Source organism: Zhouia amylolytica AD3 (assembly GCF_000511935.2).
GTDB lineage: Bacteria > Bacteroidota > Bacteroidia > Flavobacteriales > Flavobacteriaceae > Zhouia > Zhouia amylolytica.
In genome coordinates this window covers 329,527-352,749 of the sequence record NZ_AYXY01000023.1, presented here as the reverse complement: position 1 = coordinate 352,749, position 23,223 = coordinate 329,527, and the positions used below count along the sequence as shown (strand labels likewise).

At 38.3% G+C, this 23,223-nt stretch carries 23 protein-coding genes; 7 read left to right on the top strand and 16 right to left on the bottom strand.

Going from position 1 to position 23,223, the window contains the following annotated elements:
* The first annotated feature begins 28 nt into the window (after positions 1-28).
* Both ald and P278_RS12285 read left to right on the top strand, forming a co-directional pair.
* A complete protein-coding gene (gene ald, locus P278_RS12290) occupies positions 29-1,129 on the top strand; it encodes an alanine dehydrogenase (protein ID WP_038267251.1) in 1,101 nt (366 codons plus the stop codon).
* Positions 1,130-1,378: 249 nt separating this feature from the next.
* Positions 1,379-2,074, top strand: a complete 696-nt coding sequence (locus P278_RS12285; RefSeq protein WP_038267248.1) for a zinc metallopeptidase — start codon at positions 1,379-1,381, stop codon at positions 2,072-2,074.
* Between the two features lie 111 nt (positions 2,075-2,185).
* Here P278_RS12285 and P278_RS12280 read toward each other — a convergent pair whose 3' ends face one another.
* Both P278_RS12280 and P278_RS12275 read right to left on the bottom strand, forming a co-directional pair.
* The gene (locus P278_RS12280; RefSeq protein ID WP_038267246.1) at positions 2,186-2,656 is read right to left on the bottom strand and encodes an Lrp/AsnC family transcriptional regulator; all 471 of its coding nucleotides are present in this window, start codon (positions 2,654-2,656) and stop codon (positions 2,186-2,188) included.
* A 112-nt stretch (positions 2,657-2,768) separates the two neighbouring features.
* Positions 2,769-4,139 carry a saccharopine dehydrogenase family protein gene (locus P278_RS12275; RefSeq protein WP_038267244.1) on the bottom strand — a complete coding sequence of 457 codons (1,371 nt, stop codon included), beginning with the start codon at positions 4,137-4,139 and terminating at the stop codon, positions 2,769-2,771.
* Positions 4,140-4,223: 84 nt separating this feature from the next.
* Between P278_RS12275 and P278_RS12270 the strand changes: the two genes are divergently transcribed.
* On the top strand, positions 4,224-4,613 hold the full coding sequence (locus tag P278_RS12270; RefSeq protein WP_038267241.1) for a DUF423 domain-containing protein: 390 nt from the start codon (positions 4,224-4,226) through the stop codon (positions 4,611-4,613).
* Positions 4,614-4,703: 90 nt separating this feature from the next.
* A complete protein-coding gene (gene pckA / locus P278_RS12265; RefSeq protein ID WP_038267239.1) occupies positions 4,704-6,314 on the top strand; it encodes a phosphoenolpyruvate carboxykinase (ATP) in 1,611 nt (536 codons plus the stop codon).
* A 58-nt stretch (positions 6,315-6,372) separates the two neighbouring features.
* Here pckA and P278_RS12260 read toward each other — a convergent pair whose 3' ends face one another.
* The 7 genes from P278_RS12260 to P278_RS12230 form a co-directional block, all read right to left on the bottom strand.
* Positions 6,373-6,873, bottom strand: a complete 501-nt coding sequence (locus P278_RS12260; RefSeq protein ID WP_038267236.1) for a hypothetical protein — start codon at positions 6,871-6,873, stop codon at positions 6,373-6,375.
* A 5-nt stretch (positions 6,874-6,878) separates the two neighbouring features.
* Entirely contained in the window at positions 6,879-7,784 is a 906-nt protein-coding gene (locus P278_RS12255; protein ID WP_038267234.1) for an OmpA family protein, read from the bottom strand.
* 139 nt (positions 7,785-7,923) lie between these two features.
* On the bottom strand, positions 7,924-9,477 hold the full coding sequence (gene amaB / locus P278_RS12250; protein WP_038267232.1) for an L-piperidine-6-carboxylate dehydrogenase: 1,554 nt from the start codon (positions 9,475-9,477) through the stop codon (positions 7,924-7,926).
* A 60-nt stretch (positions 9,478-9,537) separates the two neighbouring features.
* Positions 9,538-10,080 carry a 3-hydroxyanthranilate 3,4-dioxygenase gene (locus P278_RS12245; protein WP_038267228.1) on the bottom strand — a complete coding sequence of 181 codons (543 nt, stop codon included), beginning with the start codon at positions 10,078-10,080 and terminating at the stop codon, positions 9,538-9,540.
* A 376-nt stretch (positions 10,081-10,456) separates the two neighbouring features.
* Positions 10,457-11,041: a nicotinate (nicotinamide) nucleotide adenylyltransferase gene (nadD, locus tag P278_RS12240; RefSeq protein ID WP_038267225.1), complete on the bottom strand. Its 585-nt coding sequence runs from the start codon at positions 11,039-11,041 to the stop codon at positions 10,457-10,459.
* Positions 11,034-11,624, bottom strand: a complete 591-nt coding sequence (gmk, locus tag P278_RS12235) for a guanylate kinase (RefSeq protein ID WP_038267222.1) — start codon at positions 11,622-11,624, stop codon at positions 11,034-11,036. Before gmk ends, nadD begins: the two co-directional genes overlap by 8 nt.
* Complete coding sequence (locus P278_RS12230) at positions 11,625-12,497, bottom strand: YicC/YloC family endoribonuclease (protein WP_038267219.1); 873 nt, start codon at positions 12,495-12,497, stop codon at positions 11,625-11,627. It lies immediately after the preceding gene.
* Between the two features lie 173 nt (positions 12,498-12,670).
* Between P278_RS12230 and P278_RS12225 the strand changes: the two genes are divergently transcribed.
* Positions 12,671-13,528: an aminotransferase class IV gene (locus P278_RS12225; protein WP_038267216.1), complete on the top strand. Its 858-nt coding sequence runs from the start codon at positions 12,671-12,673 to the stop codon at positions 13,526-13,528.
* Positions 13,529-13,535: 7 nt separating this feature from the next.
* Here P278_RS12225 and P278_RS12220 read toward each other — a convergent pair whose 3' ends face one another.
* The 7 genes from P278_RS12220 to P278_RS12190 form a co-directional block, all read right to left on the bottom strand.
* Entirely contained in the window at positions 13,536-14,669 is a 1,134-nt protein-coding gene (locus tag P278_RS12220) for a DmpA family aminopeptidase (RefSeq protein ID WP_038267213.1), read from the bottom strand.
* A 63-nt stretch (positions 14,670-14,732) separates the two neighbouring features.
* Positions 14,733-15,548, bottom strand: coding sequence for a 3-keto-disaccharide hydrolase (locus tag P278_RS12215; protein WP_038267210.1), 816 nt, complete (start codon positions 15,546-15,548; stop codon positions 14,733-14,735).
* Between the two features lie 3 nt (positions 15,549-15,551).
* Complete coding sequence (locus P278_RS12210) at positions 15,552-16,292, bottom strand: 3-keto-disaccharide hydrolase (protein WP_038267207.1); 741 nt, start codon at positions 16,290-16,292, stop codon at positions 15,552-15,554.
* Positions 16,293-16,306: 14 nt separating this feature from the next.
* Positions 16,307-17,359 (bottom strand): sugar phosphate isomerase/epimerase family protein, encoded by a 1,053-nt coding sequence (locus P278_RS12205; protein ID WP_038267948.1) that lies wholly within the window; start codon positions 17,357-17,359, stop codon positions 16,307-16,309.
* A gap of 10 nt (positions 17,360-17,369) precedes the next feature.
* Positions 17,370-18,512 carry a Gfo/Idh/MocA family protein gene (locus P278_RS12200; protein ID WP_038267204.1) on the bottom strand — a complete coding sequence of 381 codons (1,143 nt, stop codon included), beginning with the start codon at positions 18,510-18,512 and terminating at the stop codon, positions 17,370-17,372.
* A gap of 3 nt (positions 18,513-18,515) precedes the next feature.
* The gene (locus tag P278_RS12195) at positions 18,516-19,748 is read right to left on the bottom strand and encodes a nucleoside permease (protein ID WP_038267201.1); all 1,233 of its coding nucleotides are present in this window, start codon (positions 19,746-19,748) and stop codon (positions 18,516-18,518) included.
* Positions 19,749-19,775: 27 nt separating this feature from the next.
* Positions 19,776-20,768 (bottom strand): sugar phosphate isomerase/epimerase family protein, encoded by a 993-nt coding sequence (locus P278_RS12190; RefSeq protein WP_038267945.1) that lies wholly within the window; start codon positions 20,766-20,768, stop codon positions 19,776-19,778.
* A 142-nt stretch (positions 20,769-20,910) separates the two neighbouring features.
* On the opposite strand from P278_RS12190, the gene P278_RS12185 reads away from it, so the two are divergent.
* Together P278_RS12185 and P278_RS12180 are read left to right on the top strand one after the other, a co-directional pair.
* Positions 20,911-22,626, top strand: a complete 1,716-nt coding sequence (locus tag P278_RS12185) for a GMC oxidoreductase (RefSeq protein ID WP_038267198.1) — start codon at positions 20,911-20,913, stop codon at positions 22,624-22,626.
* Positions 22,627-22,637: 11 nt separating this feature from the next.
* Positions 22,638-23,210 carry a gluconate 2-dehydrogenase subunit 3 family protein gene (locus tag P278_RS12180; RefSeq protein ID WP_038267195.1) on the top strand — a complete coding sequence of 191 codons (573 nt, stop codon included), beginning with the start codon at positions 22,638-22,640 and terminating at the stop codon, positions 23,208-23,210.
* Positions 23,211-23,223: the final 13 nt, after the last annotated feature.

Sequence of the window (23,223 nt, the reverse complement as noted above, 5' to 3'; positions counted from 1 at the left end):
GAAATTTAAGTTGATAAAAAGCTACATCATGAAAATAGGAGTTCCAAAAGAGATTAAAAACAATGAAAATAGAGTGGGGATGACTCCGGCGGGGGTGTTTGAACTCACAAAAAACGGGCATACGGTGTATGTAGAATCAACCGCTGGCGAAGGCAGCGGTTTTTTTAATGCTGATTACGAAAGTGCAGGTGCTACCATTTTGAATTCGATCAGGGAAGTTTATCTGTTAAGTGATATGATTGTGAAGGTAAAGGAACCGGTGGAAGAAGAATATGAGTTGGTTCGCGATAACCAGGTGCTGTTTACGTATTTTCATTTTGCTTCCAGTGAAAAATTGACCAAAGCGATGTTGAAAAGTAAAGCTGTTTGTATTGCCTATGAAACTGTTGAGGACGATAATGGAACGCTACCCCTTTTAACTCCGATGTCCGAGGTGGCTGGTAGAATGGCGGTGCAGCAGGGAGCAAAATATTTGGAAAAACCCATTAAGGGAAGAGGAGTGCTATTAGGAGGTGTACCGGGTGTTCCTCCTGGTAAAGTTTTAATTCTTGGGGCTGGAGTTGTTGGAATACAGGCTGCAAAGATGGCTGCCGGATTAGGAGCTCATGTTACGATATTGGATGTTAATATGAAGCGTTTGCGGTATGTTAATGATGTAATGCCTAATCATGTGGTAACGGAATTTTCTAATGAGTATAATATCAGAAAGCATATAAAAACTCATGACCTTATTGTTGGAGGAGTATTGCTCAAAGGAGCCAAAGCACCAAAATTGATAACCCGTGACATGATAACTGAGATGCGCCCCGGAACGGTTATTGTTGATGTTGCAGTAGATCAGGGAGGTTGCGTGGAAACTTCAAAGCCCACTACCCATGAGGCGCCCACCTTTATTATTGATGATGTGGTACATTACTGTGTGGCTAATATGCCTGGAGCAGTTCCTTATACTTCAACCCTGGCTCTGACTAATGTTACCTTGCCATATATCCTGCAATTAGCCAATAAAGGTTGGGAAAGAGCGTGTGATGAAGATCCCTTTCTCGCAAAGGGAGTTAATGTAGTTCATGGTAAGGTTGTGTATGATGAAATTGCAAACGCCTTTGGCTGGAATGTCAGTATAGCTTGATTCAAATAACATCAGGAATCTGCACCTTTCTGTTTATACTTCTTTTATTTTAGGGTTGTAGGGTGAGTTTACTGTTTTGGGTATCTAGACGATTTCATCTGAATTTAAGCTTTTTTGTTTTCTTTACCTACCCTGAAAAAACCAAAAAGTGATAGGGAGCTGACAAAACTTCATATTGTTAAAACCTCCCTAATTTGGCGAGGTTTTTGTTTTCTTCGTTGTATATTTATCAAAGTAAATTTTTAAAATATGTTAGGATATTATATTCTTATAGGTGGAATTGCTCTTATAAGTATGTTGGTTAGTTCTAAGCTTAAAAGTAAGTTTAAGCATTATTCTCAGGTTTATCTGAGAAATGGAATGAGTGGTAAGGAGATTGCCGAAAAAATGTTAGCTGATAATGGTATTTACGACGTAAAGGTGATTTCAACACCAGGTATGTTGACTGACCATTACAATCCCAAAAATAAAACAGTTAATCTTAGTGAGGCTGTTTATAGCCAGCGTAATGCTGCATCTGCTGCCGTTGCGGCACACGAATGCGGTCACGCGGTTCAGCATGCCAATGCATATGAATGGTTGGAAATGCGTTCTAAATTAGTACCTGTTGTGAGTATTACTTCAGGAATGTCTCAGTGGTTAGTCTTTGGAGGGTTGATTTTAGGAGCCGCTTCCGGTGCTGGATTTGGCTATTGGATAGCCGTAGCCGGACTTGTTTTTATGGGAATGGCCACGTTGTTTAGTTTTGTAACACTACCTGTAGAATACGATGCCAGTAACAGAGCTCTTGCCTGGTTGCAGAATAAAAATATGGTGAGTCAGCAAGAGTATAAGGCTGCTGAGGATTCATTAAAGTGGGCCGCAAGAACTTATGTTGTAGCAGCTATAGGTGCATTAGCCAACCTGGTTTATTGGGCCTTACAGGTTTTTGGAGGAAGAGATTAAATTTTTAGTGTTAATAAATAGGAAGAGCGTCCGGTATATCCGGACGTTTTTTTGTTAACTCAATTCAACTTATCTCGTCATATAATTTTGAGTGGGAGTAAGGATATTTTTTTAAATACTAATTTGTCTGTCAATTTGCTGAGCTAAAGAAATAAAGGTTTCTGTTCTGGAAACACCTTCTATGCTTTGTATTTCATGATTTAAAAGATTCATCAAGTGTTCGTTGTCTTTACATATAATTTTAGCAAGGATACTCCAGTTTCCGGTTGTATAGTGACATTCGAGTACTTCAGGTATTTTACGTAGTTGTTTTACAGCCTCTGGATTTCGCATGGCTTTATCTAAATAGATTCCGATAAAGGCTACTGTTGTATAGCCTAAAACTTTGGGATTTATTATGAATTTGGAGCCCGCAATAAGTCCGCTTTGTTCCAGTTTTCTAAGCCGCTGATGGATTGCTGCTCCTGAAATTCCAATTTTTCGGGCAATTTCGAGTATCGGTTTACGGGCATCTTCCATGAGATAACGAAGAATCTCTTTGTCAATACCGTCAATTTCTATTTTATTGTCGTTTACTTTCATTTTATTGGTTCTAATCTGAAAGTAAAGGTACAAAATAGGTTGTAAAATGAAACAACCTCCCGCTTAACCCTTAAACAAAGTGGGAGGTGTGTTATATTGGTAGTGAGGTTGGTTAGCCTGCTACATTGTTTGGATTATACCCCTGGTAAGGTAATTGATGTTCCTTAAAAACGATATTATACTGTTCTAATTCCTTCAACACGGGGAGGTAAATATCCTTTTGCAAGGGCATTTGAACTCCTGGCTTAGTATATTTTTTATTGAGGATTTGTAATGTTGCTATTCCTAAAGGTAATCCAACTGTTTTTGACATTGCTGTATACGTTTTATCGTCACCTATAACCACAAGGTTAGCATCTATTTGATGTTTTACACCATTGAGTTCATAACCGAATTTGTGATACATCGCGATCATGTCTTTGTCATTCTCTGAAAGTGACCAGCTGTCTTGTAAAATCTTTTGTAGAATTTGAGCAGGTGTAGCTTTAATGAGATTTACTTTTTTATCAGGATTAAAAATGTCTAATTCAACCAGTTTATCCCACATAATATCATCCTGGTCTATCTTTAAATAATGTCTTAGTTTTAGTTCTACAGAGTCAGAAGGCGAATAGGGTAAAAATGCATTTACAAAGTCGCGGTAGCTCATGTTTTCGGAATCTTCGATAACGTAGCTATCATCTGTCATTCCTAGTTGAACAAACATGTTCCATGCTTTGGAGAATCCAACTCTCCTTAAGGTTCCTCTATATAAAGTCAGGATATTGTCGAGTCCATAAGCTGACCTGTATTTAAGGGAGTCCCGGTTGGCATAACCTTCGAAATTACCATATCCTTCTATGTTTAAGAATTCTGTTCTTCTGAATAATTTGTGATAGGGGATATATTTATAGGATCCTTCCTGAATAAATTTTGCGGCTCCTCCTTGTCCGGCTAAAACTACGTTTCTGGGATTCCAGGTGAATTTATAGTTCCATAGATTGTTATCGCTTTCCGGAGCAACAAGTCCCCCGGTAAAAGATTCGAATAAAATCATTTTACCTTCCTGATCTCTTACTTCATTAATGATTTTCATTGCGCTCATATGGTCAATTCCGGGGTCGAGTCCGATTTCATTCATAAAGACAAGACCTTTATTCTTAACTTCTTCATCCAAGGACATCATCTCATCACTGATATAAGAGGCAGTAATAAGATTCTTTTGGAGACTAAGACAAGTTTTGGCTATTTCTATGTGGAATCGTGCAGGAACCATGGAAATGACAATAGCCGCATTCTCGATGGCCTTATGCCTGGCTGTTTCATCAAATAAATCCAGTTCCAAAAGTTCAACATTAGTAGCATCCTTAATCAAGATTTTGGCATTTTCCAGATTTTTATCAGCAATGGTTAGCCTTAGATTTTCCTGTTGAGACTTTTCCAGAAAATATTTAACTAAATATGAAATTGATTTTCCCGCTCCAATGATTAAAATGTTTCTCATTCTATCGTAAGTTGTGTATTTTTGAAATTTATAACACGAATGTAGCAATTTGTTATATTTATAAAAAACTTCTTATATAAAGTTATGAACAAAACAATTTTAGGTGTTGCTGCCCTTTTAGGAATGTTGGCAGTGATTTTGGGTGCTTTTGGAGCTCATGGGCTAAAAAAGCTTATCGATGCAGATGCTATCGGTACATTTGAAACGGGTGTTAAATACCAGATGTATCATGCATTACTTTTATTATTTGTTGGTGGAAGTAGTTATCTCAGTAATGGAGCCAAAATGACTATTTTTTACCTGGTTTTGATAGGTGTAGTTCTATTCTCAGGTTCAATTTATGGATTAGCCACTAACAATTTATCATCATTTGACTTTAAGAAAATAGGATTTGTCACTCCAATTGGTGGTTTACTTCTGATAATCGCATGGGGAATGTTAATATTTAACGTTTTATCTATAAAAACCAAATAAATATCACAACTCAAACGTTGTAGTAGGTATATTTTCATATTTTTGCGTCATAAGAACTCTTAAAACAAACTAACAAAAAAAGAAGTTATTATGGCTACAAATTCCTTGGTAACGAATCACATTTCGTTAAAGAAGTACGGAATACATAATGCCAATGTGTATTATCAACTTTCACCGGATGAGCTGCACAGTATTACTATCGAAAAAAATATGGGTAAGGAAGCTTCATCTGGAGCTTTAGCCATAAATACCGGAGAGTTTACTGGACGTTCGCCTAAAGACCGATTCATTGTAAAAGACGAAATTACTAGCGACAAGGTCTGGTGGGGAGATATCAATATTCCTTTTGACCCTGATAAATTTGATAAACTATACGATAAGGTAGTTGCTTATCTTTCAGAGAAAGAGGTTTATGTTAGGGATAGTTATGTGTGCGCTGATGAAAACTACAGGCAAAACATTCGAGTTGTAAATGAATACCCGTGGAGTAATTTATTTGCTTACAATATGTTTTTACGTCCTGAAGAGGAGGAGTTGGAAGGTTTTAAAGAAGACTGGTTGATTGTAAATGCTCCTGGTTTTATGGCAGATCCTGAAACTGATGGCACCCGACAACATAACTTTGCTATTTTAAACTTTTCTAAAAAAATAGCTTTAATAGGAGGAACCGGTTATACAGGAGAAATCAAAAAGGGGATTTTTTCTGCATTAAACTTTTTATTGCCTGTATATCACGATACCTTGCCAATGCACTGTAGTGCGAATGTTGGTAAGGAGGGAGATACTTCAATATTTTTTGGGTTATCAGGTACGGGAAAGACGACCTTATCAGCCGATCCGAATAGAAAGCTTATCGGGGATGATGAACATGGTTGGACTCCTGAAGATACCATTTTTAACTTTGAGGGGGGATGCTATGCAAAAGCTATTAATCTTTCTGCAGATAGTGAGCCTGAAATTTTCGGTGCTATAAAAAAAGGTGCTATTCTCGAAAATGTTATTATGAATGAAAATGGTAAAGTTGATTTTACCAATGTGAGTATAACACAAAACACAAGGGTCAGTTATCCTATATACCATATTCAAAACATTCAGCAACCTTCTATAGGGAAGCATCCGAAGAATATTTTCTTTTTAACTGCTGATGCATTTGGTGTATTGCCTCCAATTTCTAAACTAACACCAGGTCAGGCAGCATATCATTTTATTTCCGGATATACTGCTAAAGTTGCAGGTACAGAAGCTGGTGTTAATGAACCGGTACCAAGTTTTTCGGCTTGTTTTGGTGCGCCATTTATGCCATTACACCCGACGGTTTATGCTGAGATGTTAAGCAAAAAGATGAAGGAATCAGGTGTGAATGTCTGGCTTATCAATACGGGTTGGACTGGTGGTCCTTACGGGGTTGGAAAACGAATGGCGCTTAAGCATACCAGAGCCATGATTACTGCCGCTATGAATGGAGATTTGCCGGAGGAAATATCTTATGATGATTATCACATCCATTCCGTTTTTGGACTGGCACAGCCAAGATCTTGTCCTAATGTGCCAACTGAGGTACTAAGTTCCAGAAGGACCTGGAATAATGACGAAGGTTATTATAAAAAGGCTCAGGAATTAGCCGATGCGTTCAAAGCGAACTTTAAAAAATTCGAATCATATGCAAATGATGAAATAAAAGCTGGAGGACCTCTAGTTTAATTTGTTTTATAATTAATTGATGCAAAAAAAGGGTAACCGTCGGTTACCCTTTTTTATTTTATTTGATACGTCCTCCTTTTAAGAAGTCCTGCCATTCATGAAGTCTTTGCCATTTTCCTTCATAAGCCAGTCGGGCTTGTTCAGGCCACGTAATCGGACTATGTATTTTATAAGCTTCGCCACCATCATCTAAGATGTCCTGACATTTATGAACGCTCGTTTCAGAAAGTTCTTTCCATGTGGCTATGCCGTGGTCTTTGAATAGTTGTTCTATTTTAGGTCCAATACCTTCAACGATCTTTAGATCATTTTCTTTGACTGCTTTGCCAAAAATAGATTTTGCCAATGTAGCATCGAACGGAATGATATTTAGGGTATTTTGATCTTTTGAATTTAACTTTTTATTGCAATCAGCCAAATCTTTTTCCAGAGCTGAATATTTATTTTTCCACTCATCTATTTCACGAGTATTGTTTCCAGCGGCTGCTTTTCCGATCAAATAACCTAAAATTGCGCAGATTATTCCTGTGATTAATGGGATTAGGATACACAAATTCATAATGTCTAGTTTTGTTTATTTATAGTTAATACTGTTCTTCTATTTTTTGCTTTACCTTCATCAGATGTGTTGTCTGCTATAGGTTCGGTTTCGCCTTTTGAGTCTGTGGTTATTTTGTCTGCCGGAATTCCGTGGGTCACAAAATAATCTCTAAGGAACTTTGCTCTTTTAAGTCCAAGTTCGTAATTGAACTCTTCGCTGCTGGTGTTATCAGTATGTCCTGTAATGTGACAAACAGCTCCAGATACTTTATCGAGATAGTCGGAGATATCAGCTACCTTATGACGTTGTTCGGCGCTGAGGTCGATTCGACTTTCTCCATATTCAAAATAAATAATTAAGGGATCGTTTTGAATTTTCTCGAGCAAAGCTTGAAGTGATTCTTCGTCGTGTTCACCAGTTGAAGTTATTTCGAATTCAACAGGTCCGTATAACATATCATTAAAGGTGGTAAGGTTTTCTTTTAATTCACCATTGGTAATGACCTGGTTTGATGGAACCCCATTGGATACAAAATAATTTTTGACATGTGTTGCTCTGGCAATACCCAAGTTAGGATAAGGTGATAAGTTTTCTTCGGAAGCCAGGTAAAGTCCGGTAATATGAATGTATTTAGTATCATGTGAAGCTAAATAATTCCTTACGGAGTCTACGCCTTTTTGGACTCCTGTTGCTACCGGTGAAACAATATCAAAGCCGGAAGTTTTAAAGTTAAAATTATCTGGATCATTATAAGAGAAACTGCCATCGTTTTCTCGTATTTCCAGAGGATTAGTCGGAGCCTCAATTTCTTCTGAAATAGCAGGGATTTCTGCGGGAGAAGAAATATTGCAACAGTACAGCCAGTTTAAAATCATTCCAACGATGATGGTGAGGATGATTCCTAAAATGTAAAGTGTTTTTTTTGTCATGTTTGGTTTATTGAAATTAACTCTTCTTAAATTTAAGACAAATTTTAACAATAAACCACTGATATACAGATAAAAAGCAAGCCGATTCGATGAATCGAACCGGCTTGTGGCTTATAAAATGATTATAATTTATGCGATCTTAAAGATCAAACTTTATTCCTTGTGCTAATGGTAATTCTGTTGAGTAGTTTATGGTGTTGGTTTGACGACGCATGTAAACTTTCCAAGCGTCAGATCCACTTTCACGACCACCACCAGTTTCTTTTTCGCCACCAAAAGCTCCTCCAATTTCTGCGCCAGAGGTTCCAATGTTTACGTTGGCAATACCACAATCGGATCCGGAGTGGCTCAAGAATTGCTCGGCTTCACGTAGATTTGTGGTCATTATTGCAGAAGATAGCCCTTGTTTAACACCGTTTTGAAGTTCTAGTGCATTGACAACATCTCCTGAATATTTCATTAGGTATAAAATGGGAGCAAAGGTTTCTTCCTGTACAATATCAAAATGATTTTGAGCTTCTGCAATGGCTGGTTTAACATAACAGCCACTTTCGTATCCTTCACCTTCAAGAACACCACCTTCAACCAGAATGTTTCCTCCTTCTTCAACAACTTTGTTCAGTGCATTTTGATAATTTTTAACGGCATCTTTATCTATAACCGGACCTACATGATTGTTTTCATCAAGAGGATTTCCGATACGCAATTGTTTGTAAGCATCTACCAGTTTCTTCTTAACAGTGTCGTAGATTGATTCGTGTATAATTAATCTTCTGGTAGAGGTGCATCGTTGTCCGGCGGTTCCGACAGCACCGAATACCGCACCAATAATAGTCATTTTCAGATCTGCCTCCGGAGTCACTATAATGGCGTTGTTACCACCTAACTCCAATAAGGATTTACCAAGGCGTGCTCCAACTGCCTGCGCCACTATTTTTCCCATTCTTATCGAGCCAGTAGCAGATATCAAAGGAACTCTGTTATCATGAGTCATGAGCTCTCCAACTTTATAATCACCATTGATCAAACATGAGATACCTTCTGGCATATCATTTTCTTTTAGCACTTCAGCGATTAGGTTTTGGCATGCCACCCCTGTAAGAGGTGTTTTTTCCGAAGGCTTCCAAATACAAACATCACCACATACCCAAGCGAGAGCAGTGTTCCAGCTCCACACAGCTACCGGAAAATTAAAAGCGGATATTATACCTACAATTCCTAATGGATGATATTGTTCATACATTCTGTGCAATGGACGTTCAGAATGCATGGTAAGACCATGTAATTGACGAGATAATCCCAATGCAAAATCACATATATCAATCATTTCCTGTACCTCACCCAGGCCTTCCTGATAACTTTTTCCCATTTCATAAGAAACAAGTTTCCCCAAAGGCTCCTTGAATTCGCGAAGTTTATCGCCAAATTGACGTACAATATCACCTCGTTTTGGGGCAGGTAACATTCTCCACTCTTTAAAAGCTGCATGCGCAGTTTTTACAACATTCTCATAATCTTCTTTTGTGGTGGAGGTAACCTTTGCGATTAGTTGACCGTCTACCGGAGAGTTTGATTCTATTTCACTTCCATTAGAAAACCACTTAGAGCCTGTAGAAGTACCGGCATTAAGTTCTTTAACGCCTAGGCTTTTCAGGGCTTCTTCAATACCAAAATCTGTAGCAACTATTGACATTTGTAACTTTTTTTAATGTTTTTGTTATAAATTTTCACGAATGTACAAATAATTAATTGCTTAATCATCATCTGCCGTAAATCGTTTGTCAACAGGCATTACGGTTCCGCAATTATTACAGGTTCGAATGTCTTCCGAACTATAAAAATTCTTGAAATGAGGGAGGAAATCCTTTTCTATGTCTTTTAGTTCAAAATAAACGTCGTGTATTTTGTTATTGCAATTGTCGCAATACCAAAGTAGTCCGTCAGTGAAACCTTTTCCAGCTCTTTTCCGTTCGATAACAAGCCCTATTGAGCCTTCCTTTCGAACTGGCGAATGGGGTACTTTAGCGGGATGTAAATACATGTCGCCAGGACCTAATTCCATTGTTTTTTTTACTCCTTCTTCTTGTACATGCACCTCTATTTTCCCTTCAATCTGATAGAATAATTCTTCGGTCTCATTATAGTGATAATCTTTACGGGCGTTAGGTCCCGCAACAACCATTACAATATAATCTTCAGCTTCCTTGTAGAGGTTTTTGTTACCTACCGGAGGTTTCAGGAGATCTCTGTTTTCCTCAACCCACTTAAGTAAATTAAAAGGTTTTTTAGTGCTCATGAAATTTAAAGTTTAGTGTATAAAGTTACGGATTATTGAATAGACCATTATGGACTAAACAGGACAACACATTAGTTGAGAATACAGGACTGTTAGAAGTTCAGGTTTGTTATAGCAAATGTTGCCTTTAGGCAGTCAAGTTATCCATATCTGAAAATGATTTATTGTGTTGTAATACAGGTGGTTGTAAATATTGGGTAGCGGATTTTTCTTCTGTTAAAACAAACAGGATAACCCTGAAAAGGGCGAGAATCACGTTATCGAATTTTAATTTGTTATATGAACATGCCCCCCATCGAAAAAAGCGCGTCGCACGCATAGGATGTTAGCATTTTTTTATGTCGGATAGAAGTACCCTAATAGAAAGGGTTGAATTTTATTTGTAGAAATTCATGCTGTCAATGTACTCCCAGACTTTTTCTGAAAGCAACGGTCTTATGTTTTTACCCTCGGCGATACTCTTTCTGATAAATGATGCTGATATTTCCATGATCGGAGCATCTACATGGTGTATCTTAGGATGGTTTTTCAGGTCGTCCACTATATTGCCGGATGATATTCTGGGATAAACGTACAGGTTATTTCTCTCGAGGATAACTTCGTAATTTTTCCATTTATGGAATCCTTTAATGTTGTCTTCACCCATGATCAGAGCGAATTGATTTTCTGGATATTTTTCTTCGAGATAGGCCAAGGTGTTTACCGTGTAATATGGAGGTTCCATTTTGAATTCTATATCAGAGGGCTTCAACTTTTCATAATCCTCAGTGGCCTTATATACCATTTCGAGACGATGATGGTTGTCAAGTAATGAAGATTTCTTTTTAAATGGACTTACAGGAGTGATTACAAACCACACCTCTTCCAGATCAGAAAACTCAACCATATGATTAGCGATGGCTAAGTGACCAATGTGGATAGGATTAAAGGTTCCAAAATACAGGCCTATTTTTTTATTCATTAACCTTCTTTTTTAGTCCAATAAAATCAGCTACCAGATCATAGGCTTCTTGTTTGGCCGTGTCAAGATCATAGTTTTTTATAATCGTGTCAAATTGAGGAGCCGTAGCCAATTCGACTGAAGCTTTGGCAATACGCATATTAATTTTGTCTTCGCTTTCTGTTTTGCGCTTTTTCAATCTGATCTTTAATTCGTCAATACTTGGGGGTTTTACAAAAACAGCTAGTGTTTCTTCCGGAAATTTTCGTTTGATTCGCAAACCACCTGCCACATCAATATCAAAAATCACGTTTTTGCCTTGTGCCCAAATACGTTCGACTTCCGTCTTAAGAGTGCCATAGAAATTATCTCTGTAGACTTCTTCCCATTCAACAAAATCACCATTCTTAATATGTTGTTTAAAGTTGTCTAGCGATAGAAAGTAATAATTGATTCCATCTTTTTCTTCACCTCTGGGCTGTCGTGTTGTCGCTGATATAGAGAATTCCAGATTTAATTCGGGATGTTCCAGTAAATGTTTAACAATAGTAGTTTTTCCACTGCCCGAAGGTGCAGAGAATATAATAAGCTTGCCGTTGGCCATTTAAAGTACGTTTAAAATTTGTTCTTTTATTTTTTCCAGTTCGTCTTTCATCTGAACAACCAATTGCTGAACAGGGGCGTAATTGGCCTTAGAACCCATCGTGTTGATTTCTCTTCCAATTTCCTGACATATAAAGCCTAGTTTTCTTCCGTTAGAATCTTTAGATTTTAAAGTGCTTATGAAGTAGTCCAGATGATTGGCCAGACGAACTTTCTCTTCGGTAATATCTAATTTTTCAAGATAGTAGATCAACTCTTGTTCAAAACGATTTTCGTCAACATTTTCTTTTAAGTCTGCGATGGCTTTTGTGAGTCGTTCTCTAACGGCATTTAAGCGCTCAGCATCAAGAGTCTCCACTTGAGAAAGGAGATCTTTTATATTATTGATTCTGATGTTAAATTCTTTTTCTAAAGCTTCCCCTTCTGAAGTTCTAAATTTGTTGATTTCTTTTAAGGCATTATCAAGTGCTTCAGCGATCGCCTTGAATTCTTCCTCGTCAATTTCATCACGTTCCGTTTTCAGGGCATCTGGCAGGCGAACAGCCATTTTCATCAGCTCAATGTTGTTGTCAGATTCGGCTGCTTCCGGCGTAACTTCTTTAAGTTGCCTGATGTATTCTTTAACAACAGGGATATTAATCGCGGAAGAAGTTTCTTCCCCTGTAATCTCCACATACAATCCAAAATCAACCTTTCCTCGTTTTAAGGAAGAGGCTATAGTATTTCTTAATTCCATTTCCTTTTCTCGGTAAAGAGATGGTATACGGGCATTAAGGTCCAGGCCTTTACTGTTTAATGATTTTAGCTCTATGGTTATTTTTTTGCTGGGAAGCTGTATTACATTCTTCCCGTAACCTGTCATGGATTGTATCATGCTCTGATTTTAAAAGTTATGCAAAAGTACGTTAAAATTTATGTCATTTAAAATTACATAAAATACAATAAAGAATATTTATTTGAAAGTAGGGTTGTTATATGCCTTTCAGGGATTTAATGTATGATCTTTTACCAACTTAGCTTATTTTTGAGAAGTTTATGGATTACGTTATGAAAAAAACCTTTCCCGAAGTTGTGTATTTAAATGGTGAGTGGCTTAGGCAAGAGCATGCTACTATTTCTGTTTTTGACAGAGGGTTTATTTTCGGTGATGGACTTTATGAGGTTATTCCTTTTTACAGCGGAAAGTTTTTTTTAAAAGACGCACACTTAAATAGGTTAAGGTATGGGTTAAACCAGGTTCATATTGATTTTGATGTCAGTAGGCTAAAACCTGTATTAGAAGAAGCTGTTACTAAAGTTAAACTGGGAGAACAGGATGGGGCTGTATATATTCAGATTACTCGTGGAGTAGCACCCCGTACTCATTATTACCCGGAAAATGTGACGCCTACTATTTTGGTGTATGCCTTTCCTGTAGCGTTAAAAGGATTTGATAAGAGATTTGTGGATGTTTTAATTACCGAAGATTACAGATGGCATCGGTGTGATATTAAGGCCACCTCTTTAATAGCCAATGTAGCGATGAATGATGAAGCTATCAAAAACGGGTTTCACGAAACTATTTTACATAGACAGGGAGTAATAACAGAAGGGTCGCATTCTTCAATTTTCTTTGTAGTGAATAATGAAGTATACACTCATCCTGAAGGGCACTACATATTACCTGGTATTACTAGAAAGGCTGTTATTGATCTTTGTAAGAAATTAGATGTGGTAATACATGAAGATCCATTGAAAATTGATCAATTGTCGGAGGTTGATGAAGTTTTTTTGACAGGAACCACTACACAGATTTTAGGGGTCAAATCGATGATTATGAATGGTGAAGTGTGTTTTAAAAAGCAGGAAGCCGGGGAAATAACGAAGCGATTACAACATGCTTTTATCGCGTTAACTGCTCAATGACCATCTTTTAGTTTTTTATTACCTGGTGCTTTTTTAAAATCTTTAAAACTTTTGAAACAGGTAAGGCTTCAATAGTTCTACCATTTTTGCCGACCGTTGTTTTTGACTTAAATAATGCGTTTAAAATAGCTTCTTCTGTAGCTTCAATGGCGGCCATGAAAATAGGAGACATATGGTCGTTAGATACCGTTTGCCAAGTCATTAGTTGTGGGGTATTGTATGGAATTCGAACTTCTTCAGCGGTGGAAAATGCAATTACGTAATCGCCACTTCCGTTGGAAACAATCCCTCCGGTTTTGGCAATACCTAAGAATGCTCGTTTGGCCAGTCTATTCAAGTTTCTGTGGTCAAGAGGGGCATCCGTAGCGACGACAATCATGCAAGAGCCATCAACGTTGTTTAACAATTGATTGCTAAAGGCAAAATTACCTAGTTCTTTCCCTACATTTATTCCGGCAACCTGGAGAACCCCTCCAAAATTAGATTGAACGATAACACCTACAGTGTAGCCGCCCAGACTTTCGGGGAGTTTCCTTGAAGCAGTGCCAATACCGCCTTTGTACCCGAAAGAAACAGTTCCTGTGCCAGCTCCAATGCTGCCTTCCTGTACATTGGTTTCTGACGAATTTTCAATGGCGCTAAATATATCGTTTGTGGTGATGTGTTGCCCTCTAATGTCATTTAAATAACCATCGTTAGTTTCACCAACAATGGCATTCACCGACCTTACATCTTCATTCCCATCCTGGCGGAGTGTGTATTTAATGAGGGCATCCATGGCAGTGGCCACATTCAAAGTGTTTGTTAAAACGATTGGCGTTTCAATGTTTCCCAATTCATTAACCTGAGTACTTCCGGCTAATTTGCCAAAACCATTACCGACGAAAACCGCAGCGGGCACCTTTTGCTGGAAAATGTTTTCGCTGTGAGGTAATATTGCCGTTACCCCCGTTCTTATACTATCACCCAGGCATTTTGTGGTATGACCTACTTTTACTCCTGAAACATCTGTAATAGCGTTCAGTTCTCCTGTAGGAATGACACCTATTTCAATTCCATAATCTCTAAGCCGCTTTTGAGCATTGTTAGATGCAAAAATGAAGCTGCAGATGAAAAGCGCTATTAGTTTTTTTGAAATCATTTTTCACTGGTGATATAAAAAAGCCTTGAGTAGGTGGAATAATAGATAGGGTCGATTGATGCTTTATAGCTCCCGAATCCAAATATTCCTAAAGCTGACTCCGCTATGGTCCATATGGTCCTGAAGCTTTAAAGGGGCTTTACCATGTGGTTCGTTTTTTGGCCAGCCAATATATTCGGTAGTACCTTTTATGATTACGTGATCTTGTACCAAAACATTATTGTGTAAAACGGTTACTGTAGCCGAACGTGTTTTATTCCCTTCACTGTCGAATTGTGGTGCTCTGTAGATTACATCATAGGTTTGCCACTCTCCCGAAGGCTTACTTGCATTGACCAAAGGGATGTGTTGCTTATAAATAGCTGCTGCCTGTCCGTTTACATAAGTTTTATTTTGGTAGGTGTCCAAAACCTGTATTTCATATCTGTTTTGGAGAAAAATACCGCTATTTCCTCTACTTTGATTGGTTGCCTCGGATTCTGCCGGGTTTTTCCATTCTATATGGAGTTGAATATCTCCAAATTTTTGTTTTGTTTGAATGTTTCCTGCACCATTTTTAACAGTCATGCTGCCATTGTTGTTCAGTATCCAATCAGCGGTTTGAGTGGTGTCTTTACTGCTAACCCAGGCATTTAAATCTGATCCATCAAAAAGGATGACCGCGTCTGATGGAACACCGTTATTTCCGGTTGGATCTACTTTTGGTGGGATTGGCTCCCATATTTCAGTTTCTTCAGGTTTGGTAGGTTCCTTTTCTTTAATAGAGTCCTTTTCTACAACTTCATGAATTGCTATAGAAGTGGAGTTTTCTTTTTTGTTTTTGCATCCCGTCAAAAGAACTATGGTTAAGATGGTGGCAGCTATATTTCTTAAAACCATGGCTTAAAGAGGTTTTATTTTTATGTTTCTGTACCAAACTTTGTCGCCATGATCCTGTAGGCCAATATGTCCTGTTTGGTATTTTCCAAAGCCTTCCCATCCTTTGAATTTGGAATTTTCAACCATTACATCCCATTTCGGACCGTGTACCGGAAAAGTAACAATTTCAGTACCATTAAGGGTGATGCTGCCAGCATTTGTTTCGTGGTTTATCTTTAAAACACAAGTATTCCACTCGCCTGCCGGTTTTACCACTTTTTCTGAAGGAGCTATCATATCGTAGAGTGATCCTGCCTGATGGGTGGTTCCGTTTTTGGCGTCTGGATGACGTTCATCATCTAACACTTGAATTTCCGGACCAGTTTGATAGGCTTCCGGGAATTTTGGATCTTCATAAACACCCCAAAAAATGCCACTGTTTCCTCCTTCAGATATTTTCCATTCCAGAGATAATTCGAAGTTCTTGAATTTTTCTTTGGTTATAATGTTGTTTCCTCCATTTTTTCCGGGAGTAAATACCATGGCCTTATCTTCGATGGACCATTGTGATGGCATTTCTTCTTTAAGGTATCCTCTCCATGCATCAAAGGAGGAGCCATCAAATAAGGTAATCCAACCATTGTTTTGGATGTCTGTATTCATAGCTGCTGTTTTTTCAGGAGCTTCTTTGTTTTCTTTTGCCTCTTTTTGTTTGCACCCGATTACCGTCAGGCAGGCAAAAATGATGTAAGCTAGCTTCTTCATTTTGTTAATTAGTTTTAGAGTCCTAAGATATTCTTCAAAGTTTTTTGATCTATTTCTGCTCCTGCAAAATCATCAAATGCCTTTTCAGTGGCTTCAATAATATGCCTCTGAATAAAAGGGGCGCCTTCTCTGGCTCCTTGTTCCGGACTTTTAATGCAACATTCCCATTCCATTACTGCCCATACATCGCAGCCGTATTGTGTAAGTTTAGAAAAGATTTTTTTAAAATCCACCTGTCCATCACCAAGAGATCTGTAACGGCCTGCTCGCTCACTCCAATTATTGTATCCACCAAATGCTCCTTTTTTACCTGTTGGATTGAATTCGGAATCCTTAACATGAAATGACTTAATAAATTCATGGTAGTGATCGATATACTCAATATAGTCCAATTGTTGTAGTACAAAATGCGAAGGGTCATAAAGGATGTTAACACGTTTGTGATTTCCTGTAGCTTCAAGAAATCGTTCAAAGGTGTCACCATCGTGAATATCTTCTCCCGGGTGAACTTCATAGCACACATCTACTCCATTTTCATCAAAAACGTTTAAGATCGGGAGCCATCTTTTTGCAAGTTCTTCAAAGCCCATTTCTACAAGACCGGGCGGTCTTTGTGGCCATGGGTGAAAGGTATGCCATAACAGAGCTCCTGAAAATGTAGCATGTGCATTAAGTCCGAGTCGTTTACTTGCAATAGCAGCTTTTTTAACGGTATCCACGGCCCATTCCGTTCTGGCTTTTGGATTGCCTTTTAAGGCTTCCGGAGCGAAATTATCAAACATGAGATCATAGGCAGGATGAACAGCAACCAGTTGTCCTTGCAAGTGGGTTGATAACTCTGTTATTTCAAGTCCGTAGGAATTTATTTTACCTTTTAATTCGTCGCAATAAGTTTGACTCTCGGAAGCTAAGTCCAGATCAATAAGGAAGTTTTCCCAGGTAGGGATTTGTATTCCTTTATACCCCAGGTCTGAAGCCCATTTACACATGCCATCCAGGCTGTTGAAAGGAGCTTTATTGTCTACAAACTGAGCTAAGAATACTGCTGGTCCTTTTATCGTTTTCATATAATCAGTTTTAAAGTTTTGTCCAGGCTGTATTATTTTTATCACTATGAACTGAGGCATGAATAAATCTAACCCCTCTTACACCATCAGAAACTGAAGGGTAATCTGGTTGTTCGATGTTTTTTCCAGCAAGCACATTATTGAGGTGAATTGCAAAATTTTTGTAAATGGTAGCGAAAGCTTCTAAATACCCTTCCGGATGACCGGCTGGTATCCTTGATGTTTTAATGGCTTCCGGATAAAGGTCATTGCCATTAGGAGTGAATACTTTTTTAGGCTGATCGATCCAACGCGTAATTAGCTGGTTTGGATTTTCCTGATGCCATTCGATACTTCCTTTTTCTCCATAAACGCGGATCGCTAAATTATTTTCTTCGCCAACGGCTATTTGTGAAAAAGACATGGTTCCTTTCGCTCCATTTTCCATGCGCAATAGAATATTGCCGTCATCATCTAAAACTCGTCCTTCACCAAACCTGCCCAGGTCGGCTGCGAGTTCTGCAATCTTTAAGTTTGTAATGTATTCCACAAGGTTTTCTGCGTGGGTGCCAATATCACCCAAGGCACCGCCTACCCCTGATTTCTTTGGGTCAACTCTCCAGGAGGCTTGTTTGTTATCTGTTTTTTCCACCTGCGTAGCCATCCAGCCTTGAAGGTATTGTACTTGAATCTTTCTGATACCTCCCAAATCACCATTTTTAACCATGGCCTTGGCTTGTTTTACCATGGGGTGTCCGGTATAATTATGGGTTAGCGCAAAGAGGAGTCCGGTTTCATGAACTATTTTTTCTAGTTCTTCAGCCTCAGTTATAGTAAGCGTCATTGGTTTGTCGCAAACCACATGGAATCCATTTTCTAAAGCCATTTTAGCCGGTTCGAAATGCATATGATTAGGAGTGACAATAGCTACGAAGTCCATGCGCTGATCTTCCGGAAGTTCCTTTTCTTTCCGGATCATTTCTTCATAGCTCGCATAGCATCTTTCTTCAGGTAATAGCAGGGCTTTCCCCGATTGCTTTGATTTTTCCGAAGAACTACTGAAGGCGCCACATACAAGTTCTATAATTCCATCAATTGAGGCTGCTTTACGATGTACGTCTCCTATAAAAGATCCAATGCCGCCACCGATCATCCCCATTCTAATTTTTCTCATATTTTACTGTTTGTATTCTACTTTTTCATTTTTAAAGAAGATAATGAATAAGATTAAAACACCCAAGGCAAAGAATGCCGGATATGTCCAGATTGAATTCCAATCATGAGTGCCGTCAGACAACAAGAAATGATCTGAAATGTTACCTGCCACCCAGAATCCAATGAGCATTCCCACTCCATAGGTTGCCAGCGTGATCAATCCTTGAGCTGCACTTTTATATTTTTCTCCAGCTTTCGAGTCTGTATAGATTTGTCCGGAAACAAAGAAAAAGTCGTAGCAAATTCCGTGTAAGGCAATCCCTATTAACAGCATGAAAGCAAGTTCTCCAGCATCTCCATAAGCAAATAGTAAGTACCTGATTGTCCAGGCAAGCATTCCAACCAAGAGGGTCATTTTAATTCCGAATCTTTTAAAGAACACAGGCAGTAATAGCATGAAAAGCACTTCAGAGGCCTGTCCTAATGTCATTTTACCGGTTGGGTTTTCCATTCCAACCTCGGCTAAAAACGGATTGGCATTCTGGTAATAGAAGGCCAAAGGAATACATATGAGTACTGATGACATAAAGAATATTAAAAAGTTTTTACTCTTAAGCAGACTTAAAGCTTCCAGCCCCAGAATTTCAGATATGGTGGGTTTTTCTCCAGACGATTTCGCTCTCGGAGGTGTTTTTGGTAAGGTGAAACTAAAGAGTCCTAAGAAGGCTGATGCAGCGGCCGTCATAATAAAAGTATTCTTCAGTAAGCCTTGTTCAATACCTTCGGAAGAATCCCAATTAAAGACGAAGCTTATTGTAAGTCCGGCGATAATCCATCCCAAAGTTCCAAAAACTCTCACTAAAGGAAATTCTTTGGCCGGGTCTTTCATTTGGTTAAATGACACAGAATTAACCAGGGCCAGGGTAGGCATATATAATATCATATAGCCTAAAACATAGGGATAAAAAATACTGAAGTCGGCGGCATTTGCCATTTGATACATTAAAATAGCTCCTATTAAGTGCAATAAGCCCAGGATTCGCTCAGCATTAAAAAACCGGTCTGCTATCAGGCCAATAATAAAAGGCGCTATTATAGCACCCCATGATTGTGTTGAAAAAGCCATTGCTGTCTCTGCGCCTGTTGCATTGAGGTTATTTCCCAGAAAAGTACCCAGTGAAACAAACCACCCTCCCCAGATAAAAAATTCGAGGAACATCATCAGGGAAAGTTGAAATTGTATTTTTTTGTTCATTTTAAAAAGTAGTTTTGATTCTTGTTATTATGCCAATGCAGATCCAATTCGAATAAGAAGATCTCTTGTAGCTTTGATGCCGTCTTCTTCACTCAATCTGCCACCTTCGTATTCTACACCAATAAATCCAGAATATCCTGAATCTTTAACTAGTTGTAATGCTTTTTGGTAATCAATTGTTGTTTCATTTCCTTCGGCATCAAAGTCATAAGACTTGGCACTAACCCCTTTTGCATAAGGAAGCAGTTCTTTAAGGCCTGTATAACGATCGTATTCGTCAACACATTCGCCATTTTCTTTTTTAATGCAAAAGTTTCCAAAATCTGGAAGCGTTCCGCAATTATCCATGTCGACAGTTTTCATAACTTCAGAGAGGTATTGTCCGTTTGACGAAAAACCGCCGTGATTTTCTACAATGATATTTAAATTTTGCTGAGCGGCATATTCTGAGAGTTTAGCAAGCGATTCTGCAGAGAAATTTTTCCAGCCCTCTAACTCTGAATTTCCATGTAAGTTAACTCTCATGCTGTGGCAGCCCAAAGCGGCAGAAGCATCTGCCCACAATTGATGGCTTTCAATCGCTTTTTTTCTCATTGCGCTGTCGCCAGATGCCAGGCTTCCGATATCTCCTGGTAGGTCTACCATCATAATTAAGTTCTCGACATTATTGTCTTTACTTCGCTTATTTAATTCGGTAGTTAATTTATTAACAGATAAGGCTAAATTTGTGTTTTTGTCTAACTCCTTATTGTAAAGATGATTTACGTACTCCAGTCCTGCAAATCCCCACTCACTTGCTTTTGCAGCAAAATTCATTGGATCTAGTTCATTGTTGTGAATCATCTTGTGAACTGACCACTGCGCTAATGATAATTTAAAGAATGGATCCTTAGGATCTTCAATGGTAACGGTGTTTTCTGGCTCTTTTTTCTTTTTATTATCGGCGCAAGAGGTTATTCCAAGTACAGATAAAGCTAAACCAAACTGACTTGTGTTCTTTATAAAAATTCTTCTTTTCATAAGGGATAGATTTTTAACCGAATAATCGGAAATTAGATATGTAAGGTGTTGTTTAGTTGTGAATTTGTTAAAATAATTATCCAACTAATGTAAAAAATTAATTTATATATTTGGAAGGCATCGAATTTTTAAAACAAAAAATATGAGTATTTTTCATTATAACACACCTCAGGAATCTTACGACGCTATAGTGGTAGGGACAGGAATTTCTGGCGGTTGGGCGGCTAAAGAACTCTGTGAGAAAGGGTTGAAGACTCTTGTTCTTGAAAGAGGCCGTGACCTTAAGCACGTGAAGGATTATCCTACAGCAAATAAAGATCCGTGGGATTTTGAACATGGAGGAAGGGCTACCAGGGAAATGATAGAAAGAAAACCTAAACAAAACCGTACTGGTTATGTTGTTAGTGAAGCGTCGGATCATTTGTTTGTTAATGATCATAAACACCCATATAATGAAGATAGGCGCTTTGATTGGATAAGAGGTTACCATGTAGGAGGAAGATCTCTTATGTGGGGAAGACAGAGTTATAGATTAAGTGAAATAGATTTTGAAGCCAACCTTAAAGATGGTATTGGTGTAGATTGGCCTGTAAGATATAAAGATATAGCACCCTGGTATGATCATGTTGAGCGTTTTATCGGAGTGAGTGGAGAAAACCTTGGGCTGAAGCAATTGCCTGATGGGCAATTCCTGAAAGCTATGGAGCTTAATTGTGTTGAAAAGCATTTAAAATCTTCTATTGCTGAAAAGTTTAGCGACCGTTTATTAACCATCGGAAGGGTTGCACATATTACTGAAGGAACAAAGCCAGGAACGAGAAGTTCATGTCAATATAGAAATCGTTGCATCCGTGGCTGTCCTTTTGGGGGTTACTTTAGTAGTAATTCTTCAACTTTACCTGTAGCTGAAGCAACAGGTAATATGACATTACGCCCAAACTCAATTGTTCATGAGGTTATTTATGATGAACAGAAGGGAAAAGCAACTGGGGTGCGTGTAATTGATTCTGAAACTAAGGAGACTTATGAGTTTAAAGCTAAGGTGATATTCTTGTGTGCTTCTGCTATTGCTTCTTCATCAATTTTACTGCAGTCTAAATCAAATCGATTTCCTGAAGGATTTGGGAACGATAGTGGAGAGCTAGGGCATAACTTAATGGATCACCACTTCAGAGTTGGAGCAAGAGGAAAAATTGATGGCTTTGAAGACAAGTATTATAAAGGAAGAAGGCCAAATGGAATATATATCCCAAGATTTAGGAATATAGGCGGGGATACTGATCGTAAGGATTTTCTTCGTGGATATGGTTATCAGGGTGGAGCCGGAAGAGCAGGTTATGATGGTGGTTATGTCAGTGAGCTTCATTATGGAAAGGAACTGAAAGAAGCTATTCTTCATCCAGGAGGATGGAGTATGGGAATGACTGCATTTGGAGAAACACTTCCTGATCATAAGAATAGAATGTATCTGGACTATGATAAAAAAGATGAATGGGGATTACCAACAGTAACTTTTGATGCGGACTTTGGTGAGAATGAATTGGCGATGCGTAAAGATATGAAGCAACAAGCCGTTGAGATGTTAGAAGCAGGGGGCTTTAAGGATATCAGTACTTATGATGATATAGGAGGAATGGGGCTTGGTATCCATGAAATGGGAACTGCCAGAATGGGGAATGATCCTAAAACATCTGTATTGAATGGGTTTAATCAGGTTCATGCTGCCAAAAATGTGTTTGTAACGGATGGGTCTTTTATGACTTCCTCCGGATGTCAAAACCCTTCATTAACTTATATGGCATTTACAGCAAGAGCTGTAGATCATGCAGTTAAGGAATTAAAAAAACAAAATATTTAATACCAGATCAAATGGATAGAAGAAAAGCACTTAGAAATATAGGATTAACTACCGGGTTTGTAGTTGCCACTCCATCATTGTTGAGTTTATTGCAAAGTTGCCAATCTGAAGTGGAGAACTGGCAGCCAGAATTTTTAACCGTAGAACAAGGTATTGTTTTAAAGGGATTGGTGGATACCATTTTGCCGAAAACAGACTTGCCATCGGCATCTGAGGTAAATGTACCTCAGTTTATTGATGTTATTTTTAAAGATGTCATCAGTGTGAAAGAACAGGAGCAGAAACAGAAAGCCATGGACGCACTGATAGCAATTATTAAATCTTCATATTCTCAAGATTTAAATAAGGTAAAAGAAACGGACTATAAAGAAATTTTAGACACCTATCTTTCTAAAGCTGAAAGAACAGGGGAAGAAAAGGAAATTGCACAATTACTGGGTAATATAAAATGGATGACCATTAACGCTTATAGAAATAGTGAACTAATTGGTGAGACTGTTTTGGCCTATGATCCTGTTCCGGGACAATATTTAGGTTGCGAAAATTTACAAGATCTTACCGGAGGTAAATCTTGGTCTTTATAAAGGTACATCAGCA